The sequence below is a fragment of the Rhizobium sp. BK591 genome (assembly GCF_014195045.1).
Lineage (GTDB): Bacteria > Pseudomonadota > Alphaproteobacteria > Rhizobiales > Rhizobiaceae > Rhizobium > Rhizobium anhuiense.
In genome coordinates, this window is the sequence record NZ_JACIAZ010000001.1 from 336,413 (window position 1) to 355,362 (window position 18,950).

An 18,950-nucleotide genomic window follows, 5' to 3' on the forward strand; every position below is an offset into this window, starting at 1 on the left:
GAAAACATCAAGCGTCCTGCTTGCGGCGATGGCGGGTGAGGCCGGCGACGATATCCTGGGCCGAGATGGTGCCGACGATCGCGCCGTTCTCGACGATGCCGATACTGCCCGGCTGGCGGGCAAGGGCATCGAGGACATCGACGAGTGGCGTCGCGGCACGGGCCGTGGCGCTGACGCTCATGCCGGCGGCAGTCTGGCCGAGGCCGGGCTGCATCACGTCGGCCGCCGTCAACATATTGATCGGATTGAGGTTCTGCACGAAATCCGCGACATACTGGTCGGCCGGGTTCTTGACGATGTCATGCGGCGTTCCGCACTGGATGATGCGGCCGCCCTCCATGATGGCGATGCGGTTGCCGATGCGGAAGGCCTCGTCGAGATCATGGCTGACGAAGAGGATGGTCTTCTTCAGCCGCCGCTGGAACTCCAGGAGTTCGTCCTGCAAGCGGGTGCGGATCAATGGGTCGAGTGCCGAGAAGGGCTCGTCCATCAGCAGGATCGGGGCGCCGGTGGCAAAGGCGCGGGCAAGGCCGACACGCTGCTGCATGCCGCCTGACAGTTCGTTGACCTTGCGGTCCGCCCATTTCGTCAGGTTCACGAGTTCGAGCTGCTCACCGACGCGGACCTTGCGTTCGGCCTCCGGCATGCCCGCGAGCTCGAGACCGAAGCCGACATTGTCGGCGACGGTGCGCCAAGGCAGGAGGGCGAACTGCTGGAACACCATGGAGACGGTGTGGGTGCGCAGGTCGCGCAGGGCTTTGGCATTGCATTTGTAGGGGTTGACGGAGCCGGTGGCGGCCGAGACTGCGACATCGCCGCGTACCACGGGCGCGAGCCCGTTGACGGCGCGCAGCAACGTCGATTTGCCGGAGCCGGAAAGGCCCATCAGCACCAGGATCTCGCCCTCCTCGATCGTCAGCGAGGCATTGGCGACACCTAGCACCAGGCCGGTCGTGGCGCCGATTTCGTCGCGCGTTTTGCCCTGGTCGACCATGGCAAGCGCGGTTTCCGGCCGGTCGCCGAAGATGATGCTGACATTGTTAAAGCTTACCGCGGTCATGCGCCGCCTCCTTCACCCGCCGTGCGGAACATCCGGTCGAGAATGATCGCCAGGATGACGATGCAGAAACCCGCCTCGAAACCCTTGGCGATATTGACGGTATTCAGCGCGCGGACGACCGGCACGCCAAGCCCGGGAGCGCCGACAAGGGCGGCGATAACGACCATCGACAGCGACAGCATGATGGTCTGGGTGAGGCCCGCCATGATCTGCGGCGTGGCGAACGGAAGCTCGATCTTGCGTAGCACCTGTATCGGCGTCGCGCCGAAAGCGACGGCGGCTTCGACGAGCGAAGGCGGCGTCGAGATGATGCCGAGCCGCGTCAGCCGGATCGGTGCGGGGATTGCGAAGATGACGGTGGCGATCAGCCCGGGCACCATGCCGAGGCCGAACAGGATCAGCGCCGGGATCAGATAAACGAATGTCGGGATGGTCTGCATGAGATCGAGCACCGGGCGCATGGCGGCATAGACCCAAGGGCGGCGGGCGGCGGCAATCCCGAGCGGAATGCCGATCACCATACAGACGAAGGTGGCGGCGAGCACGAGGGCGAGCGTCTCCGTCGTCTCCTTCCAATAGTCCTGGTTGACGATGAGCAGCAGCCCGAGACAGGTGAAGACGGCGACCGCGATCGACCGGCGCAGCCAGAAGGCGATGGCGGTGATGGCAGCGATGACGATCAGCGGATGAGGCTTCTGCAGCACGAAGAGCAGGCCGTCTATGGCGCTCGATAGCAGGAAGGCGATCTGGTTGAAGAACCATTCGCCGTTCGAGGTCAGCCAATCCACGAAGGATTTGGCCCAGGGGCCAACGGGAATCTTAAATTCGGTGATCCAATTCAAGGGGCGCGCCTATCCAGAAAAACAACAATCGGACAAAAATGAAACGGGGCGGCGAGCCGCCCCGTTCATGTCATCAGAGACCGAGGCCGGTCTTGGCGGCCGCCAGCGCGTCGCCCTTGCCGTCGCGGGTTTTGACGCCCGCAAGCCAGGGTTCGATCGCCGAGGGGTTCGCCTTCAGCCATTCGGAAGCCGCAGCCTCCGGCTCCTTGCCGTCGTTGAGGATCTTGCCCATGATGTGGTTCTCCATGTCGAGGGAGAACGTCAGGTTCTTCAGCATCGCGCCGACATTCGGGCATTCGTCGAGGTAACCGGCCCGCACGTTGGTGTAGACCTTGGCGCCGCCGAAATCCGGACCGAAGATATCGTCACCGCCGGTGAGGTAGGTCAGCTTGAAGTTGGTGTTCATCGGATGGGGCTCCCAGCCGAGGAAGACAACGGGCTTGCCGGATTTGTCGGCACGCGCGACCTGAGCGAGCATGCCCTGCTCGGAGGATTCGACGACTTCCATATCCTTCAGGTCAAAAGTGTTCTTCTCGATCATGTCCATGACGAGGCGGTTGCCGTCATTGCCAGGCTCGATGCCATAGATCTTGCCGTCGAGATCGTCCTTGTGAGCGGCGATGTCCTTGAAGTCCTTGATGCCGAGCTCGGCGCCCTTGGCGTTGGTGGCGAGCGTGTACTTGGCGCCGACAAGGTTGGGGCCGAAGGATTCGACCGACTTATCGTCGAGGTAGGGACGGACATCCTTTTCCTGTGTCGGCATCCAGTTGCCGAGGAAGATGTCGATGTCCTTGTTCTTCAGCGAGGTGTAGGTGACCGGCACCGAAAGGACCTTAACATCGGTCTGATAGCCGATGCTCTTCAGAATGACGGATGCGGTGGCGGTGGTGGCGGTGATGTCAGTCCAGCCGACATCCGAGAAATGCACCGTAGAGCAGCTGTCTGGATCTGCGGCGAAGGCGGCGGTCGCAACGGAGAGGGCGGCGACGGCAGTTGCAGTGACGAGTTTGAATGTGCTTGTTGTTTTCATTTTAGACTCCCAGTCTTTAAGTTCCCAAGCCAACCATCAATAACCGAGTTTGACAAGCGACCTCAGTGCGTTTGCGTCGTATCGACCCATGCGATTGCGACGTCGGCGGATTTTTTCGCGACGCCCTGTTTTCGGGGCTTTCGGCGGTTTTTGAGCGTGGATTCCTGTGATTATCGCCGCCACGGGGCTTTTCTTTGCCATTCCGAGCTTTCAATAAGCCGATTAAGGAGAAATCGGATGGCAAAACTCTATTTCAACTACTCGACGATGAATGCCGGCAAGTCGACGATGCTGCTGCAGGCCTCCTATAATTATCAGGAGCGCGGCATGCGCACCGTGCAGTTGATCGCCGCTTTCGACGAGCGCGCGGGCCGGGGCGTGATCGGTTCGCGGATCGGCTTGGAGGCGAGCGCCATTCCCTTCGAGCCGCACGAGGATCTGTTTCGGCTGGTCGCGACGTTGAGCGGCGAAGGGGCGCCGATATCCTGCATCTTCGTCGACGAGGCGCATTTCATGACGCCTGTCCATGTCTGGCAGCTTGCCAGGGTCGTCGACAGGCTCGGTATCCCCGTCATGGTCTACGGGCTGAGAACCGATTTCCAGGGCAAGCTGTTTCCGGCCTCGCAGGAACTGCTGGCGATCGCCGACGAAATGCGCGAGGTGCGCACCATCTGCCATTGCGGGCGCAAGGCGACGATGGTGGTGCGACACGACGCAGAGGGAAAAGTGTTGCACGAAGGCGCGCAGATCGATGTCGGCGGAAACGAGAAATATGTCTCGCTCTGCCGCAGGCATTGGGACGACGCGATGAACGGTGCCTGGATCGCCGAGCCGGTCTGAAGCCGCGAAGCTGCCTGTTTTCTTTGGCGCCGCAAGCGACTAGCTTGAGCAGGAGATTCCTTGGAGAGATCAGGTGCGCAAACCCCCGCCATTCGACGGCCAGTACGAAGTCGCAGGCAGACTTGCCGAGAGCATTGCGGCGGAGGGAGCCTATTGCGTGGCTGCGATCGGCGCCTTTAGCGGTGACGAAACACGGTCGGCCGACGAGATCTTCATCGAGCAGAATGTCCGCTTCCAGGCCCATATCGCCGATGCTGCGGGGCTCGACGCCCAACTGGCCGAGCTGGTCTTTGCCCTCGACCGGCTGACGGCCGAGGTTTCGGCCGATCTCGACAGCTTCCGGGGGCTGACGCTGCGCGAGAAGATGGCCGGCTGGCTGTCGCGCCAGCGGATGTGGCGCATGTATACCTCACGTGTACGTGAGGCGCCCGTCATCGAACGGCTGCTCGATCTTTTGGCGAAATCGGACGCGCTCGCCAGGCTGATCGCCGGCCAGCGCGCCTTGCTCACCGAACGGCACAAGGCAGCCGAACTCAGCCTCGTCGACATTGTCGAGCAGCGGCGCCGGCTGGTCGTTTCCATCGATATCGCCCGCCTCAAGATGAAGGAGCTCAATGCCAAGGCGCTGACGACGCAGGGCCGTATCGGCGTCTATGGCAACAGGGCGCATTGGGAGCAGATGGAGGCGGAGCGGCGGGCGTTGAAGGCGGAGGCCGAGCGGATTTCCGCCGGCGAGCACGAGATGCGCGACGATAGCCAGCGGCGCGAGCGCTTCATCGGCCTGTTCCAGGCTTTTGTCGATTCGCTGAACGGCCGGATCGCCGCCTGCAACGTGCTGCTGCGCAAGCTGATGATCGATGTCGAGGAGCGGCTGATCATCTACCAGGCGCAGGTCGATACCGACCGGCCGGGCATGAAGATGCGGATCAAGCCAGAACTCTTTCCCGATATCGCCGCGCCGATCCGGCTGTTCGAAAAGGGCATGCTGGTCGCCCAGGATCTGGAGCGACGAAAGAGCCGCGCCGATCTCGAATTCGCCAGGCGGTTTCCGACCTATGCCGAGCCGCCGCCGGCAACATCGGGAGCACCTCTGATCGACACGGCGCGCAGGTCCTTCCGTTTCAACCTGCCTTTCCTGCGTTCCTGATCGCCGGGCGCGTTGCGCGCCCTTTTTCGCCATAACTTCAATCCGAAAAATCGAGAGGCTGTTGTTGTGCTCGGGCCATCGAGCGCATATGTGGAAGCAGCGGGGCGGCAATGTCCCGATGTTCGCCTCGCCCTGACAGGAGACGACGATGCTTGACGGGATTGCCGGTTTTTTCAGGCTGATCGGCCAGACGATCGGCCGCTGGGCCCGCCTGTTTGCCGCTTGGGCCTTCTGGCCTTTTCTTGCCGCGCATGGCTGGTATCAGCGCCGGAGCTGGATGATCCGATTGCCGGTCATCGCATTCGTGGCGCTGTTCGTCGTGCTTTACGGCTATTTCTTCTGGCAGACGCAGATCTGGACGAATTTCAACACCGCCTTCGTCGACCAGTACCGGCTTTCCGAACGCAAGGTTGCCGCCGGGCAGGACGTGCCGGTCGCTGAAGGAGCCGATGCGACCGCGCGAAAGACCTGCCAGCGCTCGGCGATCGTCGACGTCGCGGCCGATCTGACCGATTTCAATGTCAACCAGAACGCATGGATTTCCTCCATGCTGCTCTACAAGATGGGCTTCTTCGGCATCGACTGGGATCACACGCCCTTCCTCGACAACAAGGCGTCGTTCCAGCGCGGCGTCAACCAGGCGGTCCGGCGGACCTCGGTGGAGCTTGTCGACACGCTCGGGCGCGTGCGCGGTACGTCGGGTATCAACAACGACTTGCAGCGCGCGCGGGGCAATCTGCAGTTCGACGAATATAGCTGGTATTTCGGGTTCAATCCCTTCGGGCCGAAGACGCCGACGCCTTCCTATTACCGCTCGGCGATCGGCAGCCTGCGCAAGTTCAACACTGATCTCGCCCTCTGTAACGCCATTTTCGATGGCCGTGCCGACAATCTGGTGCAGTTCATCGACCGCATCGCCAACGATCTCGGCGGCACCTCGGATATGCTTGCCGAGCGCTCGGAAAACCACAATCGCGGCTGGTTCGATACCCGCGCCGACGACCGGTTCTGGTTCGCCTACGGCCAGCTCTACGGCTATTACGCGATTATGGCGGCTGCCCAGGCCGATTTCTCGCAAGTTGTGTCGGAGCGCAATCTCGGAGCGATCTGGGGCGGGACCATGCGACAGTTCCAGGCGGCGCTGCGCATCCAGCCGGCGATCATCTCGAACGGGCGCGAGGATGGCTGGATCATGCCGAGCCATCTCGCCACCATGGGCTTTTATATTCTGAGGGTGCGCTCGAACCTCGTCGAAATCCGCTCGGTGCTCGACCGCTAATCCCGCGCGTCCAACAGACGAGCTAATCAGGCGTTATCGCTGTCGAGTCAGCGAGACGCCGTGTTGTCCTCGAAGCCGACGACACGCAGTTTCTCGACGAATTCGTAGGTGATGCCGACGATGCCGCTGCCACTTTCATCGTCACGGAAGCGGCCGACGCTGCGCACCACCTTGTAGCCGCCAAGCCGGTTGTCGACACGATAGACAAAATGGAAACCGGCGCGGTGAAGGCTCGCCTCTTCGAAGGTTTGAGCGATGAGGCTGCGGTCCTCCTCATGAATGCGCGACATCAGCTCTGTCAGATTGACGGGGCCGTCGCTGTAGGGGAGATCGAAGATCGTGTGCACATCCTCGCTTGCAAAGAAATGTCCAGTCTCGATGTCGATGCGCCAGAAGCCGAAAAGGCGATAGGCAGCAAGCATCTGGACAATTTCCGCATCGGTGATGCCGATGTGGGCGCGGGATTGCGCTGTCTTGTCAATGACGGGCTGTTCGAAACGAAGAGACACGATTCCCCCAGATCACGGGACGACGTGCCGACTCTCTTCTGATGCCTCAGTTGATCAGCTTCAATCGAATTGCCTTAGCTACCAACTGGGTGCGGTTGACGCAATCGAGTTTTTTGATCGCGTTCGTCATATAGGCGTTCACCGTATGGTCCGAGAGCGCTAGGATCTGGCCGATTTCGATCGAGGTTTTGCCTTGGGCAGTCCAGCGTACAACTTCTAGTTCTCGAGTCGACAGCGCGTTATGCGCGCATTCCTCGTTGCGTTTGACTGCATTGTATGCATCGAGTGCATGCAGAATGATCATTGCCAACTCATTGATCTCGCTCTGGCCGAGTGCGGCGCGGTCGCCGCAGAACCAGAAGACCAACCGTTGGCCATCGGCTGCGATGGTCGGCATGGCGACGCCTGCCGGTATGGCATGGCGCAGCATCAGGGCACGCAGTTCGGCAGGAAAGGCCTGACCATTGACGGTGTCGTTGAGGTGCCAGACCGGCGGCACAGCGGACTCTCTCAGCCGCACGCCAAATGGACAACCGCGCATCATGTGGGCGCGATCAAACTCCCTGACATAGGCGGCCGGAAGCGAACTCTCGATCAGCAGCGGTTTCAAAAGAAGGTCTTCGGGAGAAGGGGCGTGCATCAGCGTCGCATGCGACAATCCGAAGGCTGTGGAGATTCTGCCGAGCGCCTGTGCAAAGAGGCCACGTGTTCGTGCAGTCGCAAGCTCTGCCGAAAGCAATGACTGTCTTTCAGAGGTAGTCATGTAAGACATTTGTACGCCTCCGGCAGCCCCAATGTTACCGCTATCAAACACAGAAAGGCGGCGGGATGCTAGTCCCAACCGACTTGGCGCAAGCCGATTCATTCAAATTGTGAAAAATTAGTCACAGTAGATCGCGTCTTGGTTGAGTTTCGACTTGCAAAAATAGCGTTGCGGTATCTTTGGCTCCCGCGTGGCCGCAGAGCGATGGATCTCACGCAGCCGGACAGGAAGAGAATCACTTCGGGAAAGAGGTTGGGCGGTAACCACCAGCGAAATCTGGCTTGCTGCGGTTCGATGCAATTGCTAATCGTATTCTCATGTATAACTGAGGCGATTTAATCGTGCGCTTTGCAATTTTTGTTTTTCGCAAGCATCTGTTTTTCCTTATATTACTTGCCCTGTTATTTTTGAGCTTGCCGATCGGTGCCGCGATCTCACAGGCTGCCGAGAAGAAGAAGCAGGCGGGGCAGGCGCCAATGCGTTTCATCATCGTACGAAGCCTCCTCTGCATGGAAGACTGTCCTGAATGGATATCGGCAGAGGGGCGCATAACCACCGATACTCCCGGCCAGCTCCGAAAAATTCTGAAGAAAATCGGGGATCGGAAATTGCCGGTGGTCTTTCAGTCGGAAGGTGGTGAGGTCGATGCTGCCTATGCGATGGGCCGGATCATCCGCAAGGCCGGTCTGGAAACAGCCGTAGGAGGCACGCGACTGAAGGATTGCCCAGCGGACGATACGCGCTGCGCCGCCGCTATCGAAAAGGATGGCAGCTCGGTCGGCGTCACCTATTCGGATGGCGCATACTGCTTTTCCGCATGTCCTCTGGCTTTCGCCGGCGGTACCTCGCGCGTCTCGTCGCAATGGGCTTTCATCGGTGTCCACCAGATCACGACTGTCTACAAGAGAGAGCGTGTCTCCTATCGCATCGAATACAAGATCGTGAATGGCAAGAAGACGGAAATTTCCCGCAAGGAGGTTGGACGCAAATCCGCGGGGCAGAGTAGTTCCACTAAACTTGGAAAGAAGGCGGCCGCTGCCCTGACGGGCTATTTGAAGGAGATGGGCGTCAGTGCCGATCTGATCGGTTTGATGATGAGTACCCCTCCCGATCGCATCACTATCGTACCGCCAGCAGATGCACTTCGCATGGGGCTGAACACCGACATGCTGGCTTACAATGAGTGGCCGGGCATGCCGCTCTGCGTGGCGGGTGCAGCCACTGATGCCGCCTGCCACGGCCATTCGGCGGTCGAAGCGGCTGGGGCGCCCGCAACTGCAGACACAAGCGAGAAACAGCCGACAACCCTGCCGATGGACTTTCTCCTGATGTATCATGGCAATTGCCAGGAGGAGTGCACGCAGTGGATTTCTGCGGAAGGAGACATCACGCCGGATACCCCGGCTCGGCTGGCGGCAATCTTGAAGACGCTCGGCGAAAGAAAGCTGCCGCTCGTTCTTCAGTCCAATGGCGGGGATATGGATGCGGCTTTCGCGATGGGGCGTGTGATCCGTGCGGCAGGTCTGGAGACCTCGATTGGCAGAACGCGGTTGCCGAACTGCCCGACGCTCGATCCGCGTTGCAAGGCGAGCATGGCCAAAAGCGGTCCGACGGAGGGGGAGGTCTCTGCCGGCGGTGCATACTGCCTTTCGACCTGTACTCTCGTCTTGATGAGCGGAACGCCGCGGATTGTCGGATATTCCGATATCGGCCTTGTCAGACCCACGACGGCTGAAGATAGGAAATTCTTCGCCTATTTCGACGAGATGGGCGTTAATGCCGAGTCTTTCGAGACGATGATGCTCGCGACCTCGATTGAGCGAAAGAATATTCCTCGTTCTCAGGCGCTCGAGCTTGGCATCGTCAACGGGATCATCCCTTACGGTGATGAGCCCGGTGATCGCCTATGTGGACCCGATGCCAAGGAAAGTCTTCGATGCCCCAGAAAAGCTGAGGCAGAGATCGCTCCTGTTGCTGCGGCCTCGAATTGATGCGGAAAAGAACGCCGGTGTGCCCACTCACTGACGTGGGACAATCAGTTCGTCGTCCCTTTACCCCTTGTCCTTCAAATCATTTTTCGACGTCACGCTCATCAGCTTCTCCAGGAAGCCGAGCATGACGGCGGAGGCGACGAAGGCGAGGTGCATGAAGGTCAGCCACATGATCTTGCCGTCGGCATATTTGTCGGCATTAAGGAAGACCTGCAGCAGATGGATGGAGGAAATGGCGACGATCGAGGAGGCGACCTTGATCTTCAGGCTGCCTGAATCGAGCTTGCCGAGGAAGGAAACCTCGTTGTCAGCCTCACTGGCCTCATCGAAGCGGCTGACGAAATTCTCGTAGCCCGAGATCATCACCATGACGATCAGGCTGGCGACGAGGGCTGCGTCGATCAGACTGAGCATGGCAAGGATCATCTCCGCTTCGTCGAGCTCGAAGACGCCGGAGGCGATCTTCAGGAGCTTGTAGGCGAAGGAAACGGCATAGACGGCGAGCGCCGCTACCAGGCCGATATAGAAGGCGACGAGGAGCCAGCGGCTCGACAGGATGATGCGCTCAATGATGAGTTCCAGTGACTTCATGTTTTCACCCTGTGAAACCGCAATCGTTGACCGCCACATAAACGCCCAGCGTGGCTGCCGCAAGGCGTGGCGCTATTCACACTTCGCCGATATTTCGCTATCTCGATAAGGGGAAAACAACGACTCTGCGTCCGCGGAGGTCGGACGGGGGACATCCATGCCAGCCATCAAATCCGATATCGAAATCGCGCGCGCAGCTGCCAAGAAGCCGATCTTCGAGATCGGGGCGAAACTCGGCATTCCGGTTGAGCAACTCGCTCCCTATGGTCACGACAAGGCGAAGGTCAGCGCTGAGTTCATCGCGGCGCAGGCAGGCAAGAAGGACGGCAGGCTGATCCTCGTCACTGCGATCAATCCGACACCGGCGGGCGAGGGCAAGACGACGACCACCGTCGGGCTCGGCGACGGGCTGAACCGGATCGGCAAGAAAGCCATCATCTGCATCCGCGAGGCTTCTCTCGGCCCCTGTTTCGGCGTCAAGGGCGGGGCGGCCGGCGGCGGTTATGCGCAGGTCGTGCCGATGGAAGACATCAACCTGCATTTCACCGGCGATTTCCATGCGATCACCTCGGCGCACAATCTGTTGGCGGCGATGATCGACAACCATATCTACTGGGGCAACGAAGAGAATATCGACATTCGCCGCATCACCTGGCGGCGGGTCATGGACATGAACGACCGGGCGCTCAGAAGCATGGTCTCCTCGCTCGGCGGTGTCGCCAACGGTTTCCCGCGCCAGGGCGGGTTCGACATCACCGTCGCCTCCGAGGTGATGGCGATCCTCTGCCTCGCCACCGATCTCAAGGATCTGGAGCGGCGGCTCGGCGACATCATCATCGGCTATCGCTTCGACCGCACGCCGGTGCATGCGCGCGACCTGAAAGCCGACGGCGCCATGGCGGTGCTCTTGAAGGATGCGATGCAGCCGAACCTCGTGCAGACGCTGGAGAACAATCCGGCCTTCGTGCATGGCGGACCCTTCGCCAACATCGCCCATGGCTGCAATTCGGTGACGGCGACGAAGACGGCGCTGAAGCTCGGCGACTATGTGGTGACGGAAGCAGGCTTCGGGGCCGATCTCGGAGCGGAGAAATTCTTCGACATCAAATGCCGCAAGGCCGGGCTGAAACCGGATGCGGCGGTCATCGTCGCGACCGTCCGGGCGCTGAAGATGAATGGCGGGGTGAAGAAGGAGAATCTCGGCACCGAGGACGTGGCGGCGTTGAAGAAGGGCTGCGCCAATCTTGGACGGCACGTCGCCAATGTGCGCCGGTTCGGCGTGCCCGTCGTCGTGGCGATCAATCATTTCGTCTCGGATACCGACGCCGAGATTGCGGCGGTCAAGGAATTCGTCTCAAGACTCGGCGCCGAGGCGATCCTCTGCCGCCACTGGGCGCTGGGTTCGGCCGGCATCGAGGAACTGGCGCACAAGGTGGTGGAACTGGCTGAATCCGGCCAAGCGAAATTCCAGCCGCTCTATGGCGACGACATTTCGCTGTTCGAGAAGATCGAGATCGTCGCCTCGAAGATCTACCATGCCGGCGAGGTGACGGCCGACAAGGCGGTGCGCGACCAGCTACAGACATGGGAGGAGCAGGGCTACGGCAATCTGCCGATCTGCATGGCGAAGACGCAATATTCCTTCTCCACCGATCCGAACCTGCGCGGCGCGCCGGAAGGCCATGTCGTCACCGTGCGGGAGGTGCGGCTTTCGGCGGGCGCCGGCTTCGTCGTCGCCATCACCGGCGAGATCATGACGATGCCCGGCCTGCCGAAATCGCCGTCGGCGGAGCGGATTTTCCTGAACGATCAGGGTTATATCGAGGGCTTGTTCTGATCTTCAGAACGCTTGCTCATCTGTTCGACGGCCTGATTCAAGCGTGAACCGCAACTCGTTGAAATGATTAGTGGCAATAGCGATAGCCGCCCTTCCTCTCGATGACGTCGAGATGGAAATGCGTCTCGTGGGCCGCGTCGCTTTCGGGGTCGAGGACGGTGGTGAAATAGAGGCAGCCGGCGGCGCTGACGGTGCGCTGGAAGGCGCCGGTGAGCGTCGGATCCTCGCGGCGGGAGCGGACGGCGACATCCTCGCCCTTTTCGAAATGGAAACTGGCAATATCGATGGCGTTGCCGCGGGCATGTTCGGAGATCTTGCCTGTTCCGGCGCCATTACGCAGGCGGCACATATAGGCCGTTGCCTGGTTGACGGTGGTGATGCGGCCCTGCTCCGGCAAGGCGGCGGAGGCGGTCGGGATGACGCTGTCCTTCATCCAGCGGGCAAGGGCGAGTGCTGCCGGGCAGCGGAGCGTCGCTTCCGGCTTCAGGCTGATGCCGGGCAGGGCTTCGGAGACGATGATCGGTTTGTCGATGCCGCAGCCGTTGCCGTCATCGATACGCGGCGTTTCCTTGAAGACGACGCCCAAAGCCCGGAGTGCGGCCGTGCATTCGGCGTGCTCGGTGTCGCTTTCGGGTTCGATCGTCAGATGCTGTTCTTCGAGCGTCTGCTCGGCTGGCGGCTTGTTTTCTTCAGTCGGGGTCTGCGGGCTTTCAAGCTTGCCCGGGGGCAGCGGCGGGCCTTGCATGGGTTCGGCCGGCGCAGGCTGGGCCGGTTCGGCCCCCGGCGTCGACGGCTGGCTCGGTGCCTCCGGAGCCTTTACATCAGGTTTCGGCTGAGGGGCCGGCACCTCTTCAGGCGCGGGCGGTTCCGCCTCCGCAGGCGGGACAGAGGTGGGGCTGCTCGTCTCGCCGGCATCGGGCCGAGGTTGGGGCAGTGGACCTTGTGGGGGCAAGCGGGCGCCGGCAAGAAAGGCGGTAGCGGCGATCAGGATCGCCAGTATCGAAAGTTTTCTCAACGCATCCGATTCCCTGCTGCCGATAGTTAGGGATAATGCGCGAGGGCGGTTTTCGTTGCAAATGCGCAACGTTTAGGAAGATCGTTAAAACTTGATAATATTATTCAACATAAATCGCCGGATTATGTTGACAATAGAACTCATGTTTTTTATGCGGCAAAAAGAAGGCAGAAATTCTGCGTCGCCTTCATCCGCAAAAGCCCAGCCAGCCCCTCGAGCGTTTGACGCGCCACGACCAGCCAGCCCGGTAATCATCATTAGAGGGTAGGTTATGATCGTCCGGCATTGGCGTTCGGTTTTGTTGGTCTGCACGGCAGCCACAGTTGTTTTTCCTGTTTCGCAGTCTTTCGCGCAAAGCGCTCCGGCAACGACGCCGCAAGCCACCGCAGAAGACAGCACCGTCCTGCAGAAGATCGTCGTCAAGGGCAAACGCGTGGCGCCGGGCAGCGTCGCCGACACGCCGCTTGCGACCGAGATCACCGCCAAGACGCTCGAAGAGAAGCAGGTCACCAATTTCGACGATATTGGCCGCAGCGTCGATGCAGGTGTGAACTACTCGCGTGGCGACGCGGGCTTCAACCTGCGCGGCCTCTCCGGCGCTCGCATCCTGACCACCATTGACGGCATTCCGATCCCATATATTTCGAACAGTTCGCGCCAGGGTGCTTTCGCGCCGGCCAACGCCAATGGCGGCGGCGATACCTTCGATTTCGATTCGCTGTCGTCGCTCGATATCGTGCGTGGCGCAGATTCGAGCAAGGGCGGCTCGGGCATGCTCGGTGGCGCCATCGTTCTCAATACGCTCGAGCCGGAGGATCTCATTCCCGAAGGCCGGGATTGGGGTGCGATCGTCAAGTCGACATACGACAGCGAAAATCGCAGCATTTCCAGCTCGGCCGCCGCTGCCAAGAAGATCGGCAACACGTCGATCCTGTTTCAGGGCGGCTACCGCAAGGGCCATGAACGCGACAATATGGGCGACAACGACAGCTATGGCCGCTCTCGCACCGAGGCGGATCCCGCCGATTTCGACCAGCACAACCTGCTCTTCAAGCTGCGACAGGAGCTGGAAGGCGGTCATCGCATCGGCCTGACGGCCGAACGCTTCCGCCGCGATCTCAAGACCGACCTGCGCGAGCTCCAGGGCGGCACGACGCCGCGCAACTTCCGGATCGACAATTATGACGGCCGCGAACTGCGCGACCGCGACCGCGTTTCTCTCGATTACGATTATGAGGCGCAGTCTTCCGACGCATTCTTCAGCAGTGCGCGCGCAACGCTTTATTGGCTGGATTTGAAGAAGGAAGCCGGCAGCCGGGGCCGTACGACCACCAATGTGGCCTATGGCCGTAACAACCAGATAGAAAACGAAACCTGGGGCTTCAGCGGCACGGCGACGAAGGATTTCGAATATTCCGGTCTCAGCCACTCCGTTCGCGTGGGCCTCGACGTCGGCATTTCCAGCTGGAGCCAGTATAGCTGGGCACTTTGCCCGACGCCCACAACGTGCCCGGCGCTGAACAACCAGGCGGAAGTGCCCAATGTCGACAGCCAGAACCTGGGGCTGACCTTCGAAGACAAGATCGAAATCGGCAATACCGGCTTCGCGTTGACACCCGGCTTCCGCTTCGACTGGTTCAACTACAATCCGTCGACCGGCGGAAGTTTCGCAAGCAATACCGGGCTTACTCGTTTCGGGGACCTGAACGACCGGACGGAAGCCGGCCTGTCGCCGAAGATCCTTGCCACATATGACCTGACGCCCGACGTGCAGCTTTACGCACAGCTGGCCGTTGGCTTCCGCGCACCCACCGTGGACGAGCTCTACAGCCGCTTCTATAATCCGACGGGCCGCTACGCCCAGCTCGGCAATCCCGATCTGGAGCCGGAAATCGGCCGCGGCGTCGAAATCGGCGCCAATTTCGACACGGGCGATTTTACCGGTCGGGTTGCGGCTTTTCACACCCGCTACCAGAACTTTATAGAGACGGTGACAAGCCGGGACGCGACCGGCTTTACGGAGTTCAACTACACGAACGTTTCTGCGGCCACAATTTCGGGTATTGAAGCCAGTGCCGTCAAGACATTCAACAATGGCATCAACCTGCATGCGTCGCTTGCCTATGCCTATGGCCGCAACGAGGATACGGGCAAATACTTGCGATCGGTTGCTCCCTTCAAGGCGATCATCGGCGGCGGTTGGAGCAACGACAACTACGGTTTCGATCTTTCCTCGACGCTCTCGGCAGCCATGCCTGACGACGATGTTGCGACCACATTCGATGCGCCAGGTTATGGTGTCGTCGATCTGACGGCATGGTGGACGCCGGAACAGTTGAAGGGTCTGCGTATCCAGGGGGGTGTCTACAACATCTTCGATCAGGAGCATTACAACGCGCTCGCCGTGCGCGACGTCAACCTGACCTCGGTGACTGCGTCGCAGCCGCAAGAATGGTATTCGGAGCCGGGCCGTACGTTCAAGGTGTCGATCACCAAGACTTTCTGATCGCGATCACGCTTTCAAGGCTGGGGGAGGGCGGCTTTCGGGCCGCCCTTTTTCAATCCCGCAATCGCCTCTTGCGCAATGGCTGATCTCAGGCTAACAATTTTTCATGATCAAGTCCTTGAACATTGCTGTTTGGTGGTGGGTTCGCTAAGGCGGCCTCGACCAATCGTGTCCAAAGACGACGAGTGAGCCGCCCGAAACTTCGAGGCGGCTTTTTTGTTTTATGGCCGCCTGTCGTCCGGGCCCCGATAACGGAGTGGAACAATGGTAACGATCCTGCGGGATGATGGTGCGGAAATCTACGAGACCAAGGGCGGGATATCCGTCACGCGGCAGCGGCGGGCGATTCCCTACGGCGATGCGGTCTCTTCCTATGTCGACAAGCTCGACGAGCGCCGCGGTGCGGTGTTCTCGTCGAACTACGAATATCCGGGCCGTTACACGCGTTGGGATACTGCCGTCGTCGATCCGCCGCTCGGCATCTCCTCCTTCGGGCGCGACGTCTGGATCGAAGCCTTTAACGAACGTGGCGAAGTGATCCTCGGCTTCGTAACCGAGCGGCTGAAGACGGTGGCCGACCTTGTGCTCGGCGCTTCCTCTGCCCGTCGCCTCGACCTGACCGTCAAGACACCGGACCGGGTGTTCACCGAGGAAGAGCGCTCGAAGATGCCGACGGTCTTCACCGTGCTGCGCGCCGTGACCGATTTGTTCTATTCGCAGGCGGATGCGAGCCTCGGGCTTTACGGCGCCTTCGGCTACGACATCGCCTTCCAGTTCGACGCGATCGATCTGAAGCTGACGCGGCCCGCCGACCAGCGCGACATGGTGCTCTACCTGCCGGACGAGATCCTCGTCGTCGACAATTATGCCGCCAAGGCCTGGATCGACCGTTACGATTTCGAAAAAGGCGGGGTTTCGACCGAGGGCAAGGCCCAGGATATCGCGCCCGACCCCTTCCAGCATACGGATTCCATTCCGCCGAAGAGCGATCACCGGCCGGGCGAATATGCCGATCTTGTCACCAAGGCGAAGGAAAGTTTCCGCAAGGGCGACCTCTTCGAAGTCGTGCCGGGGCAGAAGTTCATGGAACGCTGCGACAGCAAGCCTTCCGATATTTCCAGGCGGCTGAAGGCGATCAATCCGTCGCCCTATTCCTTCTTCATCAATCTCGGCCATCAGGAATATCTGGTCGGCGCCTCGCCCGAAATGTTCGTGCGCGTTTCCGGCCGCCGCATCGAGACCTGCCCGATCTCGGGCACCATCAAGCGCGGCGACGATCCGATTGCCGACAGCGAGCAGATCCTCAAGCTTTTGAATTCGAAGAAGGACGAATCCGAACTCACCATGTGCTCGGATGTCGACCGTAACGACAAGAGCCGGGTGTGCGAGCCGGGCTCGGTCAAGGTGATCGGCCGCCGGCAGATCGAGATGTATTCGCGCCTCATCCACACGGTCGACCATATCGAGGGACGGCTGCGCGACGACATGGATGCCTTCGACGGTTTTCTCAGCCATGCCTGGGCCGTCACAGTCACCGGCGCCCCGAAGCTCTGGGCGATGCGCTTCATCGAAAGCCATGAAAAGAGCCCACGGGCATGGTATGGTGGGGCGATCGGCATGGTCGGCTTCAACGGCGATATGAACACCGGCCTGACGCTCCGCACCGTGCGCATCAAGGACGGCATCGCCGAGGTGCGCGCTGGTGCTACGCTGCTGAATGATTCCATTCCAGAGGAAGAAGAAGCCGAAACCGAACTGAAGGCCTCCGCCATGCTTTCCGCCATCCGCGATGCCAAGACCGGTAATTCCGGCAAGATCCAGCGCGACGTCGCAAGCGTCGGCAAGGGTGTCAGCATCCTGTTGATCGATCATGAGGACAGCTTCGTTCACACGCTCGCCAACTATTTCCGCCAGACGGGGGCGACGGTTTCGACCGTGCGCACGCCGGTGCCGGAGGAAATCTTCGACCGTTTGAATCCCGACCTCGTCGTGCTGTCGCCTGGCCCCGGAACCCCCAAGGATTTCGACTGCAAGGCGACGATCAAGAAGGCGCGGGCGCGCAATCTGCCAATCTTCGGCGTCTGCCTCGGCCTGCAGGCGCTTGCCGAAGCCTATGGTGGGGAACTGCGCCATCTGGCCCTGCCGATGCACGGCAAGCCATCGCGCATCCGCGTGCTGGAGCCGGGCATCGTCTTCTCCGGCCTGTCGAAGGAGGTGACGGTCGGCCGCTACCACTCGATCTTCGCCGATCCTTCGACGCTGCCGCGCGAGTTCATCATCACGGCGGAAAGCGAAGACGGCACGATCATGGGCATCGAACATGAGAAGGAGCCGATCGCCGCGGTGCAGTTCCACCCCGAATCGATCATGACGCTCGGCGGCGATGCCGGCATGCGGATGATCGAGAATGTGGTGGCGCATCTGGCGCGCAAGGTGAAGACCAAAGCTGCCTGAGCGCAATTCCACCTCTCCCTTCCTGCTTTGCGGGAAGGGAAAGGCGGGTCAGCGGCGTTCACATCAGAGTTCGGTTGACTTCTTCCCGTAAATCAGAACATTTCAGGAACGATCAATCGGAGCCCGTCGCCGTGGCCAATGCTGAAAAGTTCATCATTCTCCCTTATCGTAAGAACCGCGGCAATCTCGTGCCCGGTGAAATGCGCCAGGCATCGACCTCCGTCAGCGCGGAAAAGATCGCTTCGGCGATGGCGCAGCGTTTCGTCGGCGTGGCGGCCTATGCCGTAATCGTCGATGAAGAAACCGGCGACATGTCGTCGCCGCGGTTGCTCGCGCGATATGGCGAGATTGCCGATCTCAACGCCGCCTGAGGCGCGGTTTTCAGCATGGAGACATCACTCTACCTGCCGGTCAAAGCTTTCCTGGAGGCGGCCGGTTATGTCGTCAAGGGCGAGGTCGGCGGATGCGATCTCGTGGGGTTGAGCGATGGCGAGCCGCCGGTCGTGGTGGTCTGCGAACTCAAACTCTCCTTCAACCTCGAACTGCTTCTGCAGGCGGTCGACCGGGCGGCGATGAGCGATGAGGTCTGGATCGCGGCCCGCGTTTCCGCCAAGGGGCGCGGGCGAGAGGCCGACAGACGCTACCGCGACCTCTGCCGGCGCCTCGGCATCGGCATGCTCGGCGTTTCCGATGGCGGCGAGGTCAGCGTCATCGTCAGCTCCGTCTCGCCGATGCCGCGCACCAATCCGAAGCGGCGCTCGCGCCTCGTCAAGGAGCATCAGCGCCGCCGCGGTGATCCGGCCGTCGGCGGCGGCTCGCGGGCGCCGATCATGACCGCCTATCGCCAGCAGGCGCTGTTGTGCGCCGCCGCACTCGAGCGGGGATTGGCGCGGCCGCGGGATATGAAGGCGCTTACGCCCAAGGCCGGCCCGATCCTGCGCGACAACGTCTACGGATGGTTCGAGCGCATGGAAAAAGGCGTTTATGCCCTGACGCCTGCAGGGCAGGCCGCTCTTCTACGCTGGCCGCAGCCTGTATTTTCCGACCCGCCACCTTGAAAGCTGCGCTGTAGGGAGCATCGGCGGG

The 18,950-nt window shown here is 60.8% G+C and carries 16 protein-coding genes; 9 read left to right on the top strand and 7 right to left on the bottom strand.

All coding sequences use genetic code 11. The annotated features are described in order from the left end of the window. Positions 1–7: 7 nt before the first annotated feature. From choV to FHX10_RS01560, 3 genes are all read right to left on the bottom strand, one after another. The gene (gene choV / locus FHX10_RS01550; RefSeq protein ID WP_029867902.1) at positions 8–1,060 is read right to left on the bottom strand and encodes a choline ABC transporter ATP-binding protein; all 1,053 of its coding nucleotides are present in this window, start codon (positions 1,058–1,060) and stop codon (positions 8–10) included. After that, positions 1,057–1,902, bottom strand: coding sequence for a choline ABC transporter permease subunit (gene choW / locus FHX10_RS01555; RefSeq protein WP_024319499.1), 846 nt, complete (start codon positions 1,900–1,902; stop codon positions 1,057–1,059). The genes choV and choW overlap by 4 nt, the downstream gene beginning before the upstream one ends. A 73-nt stretch (positions 1,903–1,975) precedes the next feature. Then, the gene (locus tag FHX10_RS01560; protein ID WP_029867903.1) at positions 1,976–2,932 is read right to left on the bottom strand and encodes a choline ABC transporter substrate-binding protein; all 957 of its coding nucleotides are present in this window, start codon (positions 2,930–2,932) and stop codon (positions 1,976–1,978) included. Between the two features lie 237 nt (positions 2,933–3,169). Here FHX10_RS01560 and FHX10_RS01565 point away from each other — a divergent pair, with 237 nt between their 5' ends. The 3 genes from FHX10_RS01565 (at position 3,170) to FHX10_RS01575 (ending at position 6,198) form a co-directional block, all read left to right on the top strand. Next, positions 3,170–3,772, top strand: a complete 603-nt coding sequence (locus tag FHX10_RS01565) for a thymidine kinase (protein WP_029867904.1) — start codon at positions 3,170–3,172, stop codon at positions 3,770–3,772. A 73-nt stretch (positions 3,773–3,845) separates the two neighbouring features. Next, the gene (locus tag FHX10_RS01570; RefSeq protein ID WP_029867906.1) at positions 3,846–4,919 is read left to right on the top strand and encodes a hypothetical protein; all 1,074 of its coding nucleotides are present in this window, start codon (positions 3,846–3,848) and stop codon (positions 4,917–4,919) included. A 148-nt stretch (positions 4,920–5,067) separates the two neighbouring features. Further along, complete coding sequence (locus tag FHX10_RS01575) at positions 5,068–6,198, top strand: DUF2333 family protein (RefSeq protein WP_029867907.1); 1,131 nt, start codon at positions 5,068–5,070, stop codon at positions 6,196–6,198. Positions 6,199–6,245: 47 nt separating this feature from the next. Here the strand turns inward: FHX10_RS01575 and FHX10_RS01580 are convergent, their stop codons facing one another. Both FHX10_RS01580 and FHX10_RS01585 read right to left on the bottom strand, forming a co-directional pair. Beyond that, on the bottom strand, positions 6,246–6,707 hold the full coding sequence (locus tag FHX10_RS01580; protein ID WP_029867908.1) for a PAS domain-containing protein: 462 nt from the start codon (positions 6,705–6,707) through the stop codon (positions 6,246–6,248). 46 nt (positions 6,708–6,753) lie between these two features. Beyond that, positions 6,754–7,479, bottom strand: a complete 726-nt coding sequence (locus FHX10_RS01585; protein WP_029867909.1) for a helix-turn-helix transcriptional regulator — start codon at positions 7,477–7,479, stop codon at positions 6,754–6,756. Positions 7,480–7,811: 332 nt separating this feature from the next. On the opposite strand from FHX10_RS01585, the gene FHX10_RS01590 reads away from it, so the two are divergent. After that, positions 7,812–9,461 carry a hypothetical protein gene (locus FHX10_RS01590; RefSeq protein ID WP_029867910.1) on the top strand — a complete coding sequence of 550 codons (1,650 nt, stop codon included), beginning with the start codon at positions 7,812–7,814 and terminating at the stop codon, positions 9,459–9,461. A 60-nt stretch (positions 9,462–9,521) separates the two neighbouring features. Here FHX10_RS01590 and FHX10_RS01595 read toward each other — a convergent pair whose 3' ends face one another. Continuing rightward, positions 9,522–10,052: a TIGR00645 family protein gene (locus FHX10_RS01595; RefSeq protein WP_080759844.1), complete on the bottom strand. Its 531-nt coding sequence runs from the start codon at positions 10,050–10,052 to the stop codon at positions 9,522–9,524. Between the two features lie 157 nt (positions 10,053–10,209). Here FHX10_RS01595 and FHX10_RS01600 point away from each other — a divergent pair, with 157 nt between their 5' ends. Next, positions 10,210–11,889 (top strand): formate--tetrahydrofolate ligase, encoded by a 1,680-nt coding sequence (locus FHX10_RS01600; RefSeq protein WP_029867912.1) that lies wholly within the window; start codon positions 10,210–10,212, stop codon positions 11,887–11,889. A 67-nt stretch (positions 11,890–11,956) separates the two neighbouring features. Here the strand turns inward: FHX10_RS01600 and FHX10_RS01605 are convergent, their stop codons facing one another. Beyond that, positions 11,957–12,904: an extensin family protein gene (locus FHX10_RS01605; RefSeq protein WP_029867913.1), complete on the bottom strand. Its 948-nt coding sequence runs from the start codon at positions 12,902–12,904 to the stop codon at positions 11,957–11,959. Between the two features lie 271 nt (positions 12,905–13,175). Between FHX10_RS01605 and FHX10_RS01610 the strand changes: the two genes are divergently transcribed. From FHX10_RS01610 to FHX10_RS01625, 4 genes are all read left to right on the top strand, one after another. Beyond that, a complete protein-coding gene (locus FHX10_RS01610; protein ID WP_029867914.1) occupies positions 13,176–15,410 on the top strand; it encodes a TonB-dependent hemoglobin/transferrin/lactoferrin family receptor in 2,235 nt (744 codons plus the stop codon). 264 nt (positions 15,411–15,674) lie between these two features. Further along, positions 15,675–17,864 carry an anthranilate synthase gene (locus tag FHX10_RS01615; RefSeq protein WP_029867915.1) on the top strand — a complete coding sequence of 730 codons (2,190 nt, stop codon included), beginning with the start codon at positions 15,675–15,677 and terminating at the stop codon, positions 17,862–17,864. A 131-nt stretch (positions 17,865–17,995) separates the two neighbouring features. Further along, on the top strand, positions 17,996–18,235 hold the full coding sequence (locus tag FHX10_RS01620; protein WP_029867916.1) for a hypothetical protein: 240 nt from the start codon (positions 17,996–17,998) through the stop codon (positions 18,233–18,235). A gap of 15 nt (positions 18,236–18,250) precedes the next feature. Then, entirely contained in the window at positions 18,251–18,922 is a 672-nt protein-coding gene (locus FHX10_RS01625; RefSeq protein ID WP_047611309.1) for a DUF2161 domain-containing phosphodiesterase, read from the top strand. The last annotated feature ends 28 nt before the right edge of the window (positions 18,923–18,950 follow it).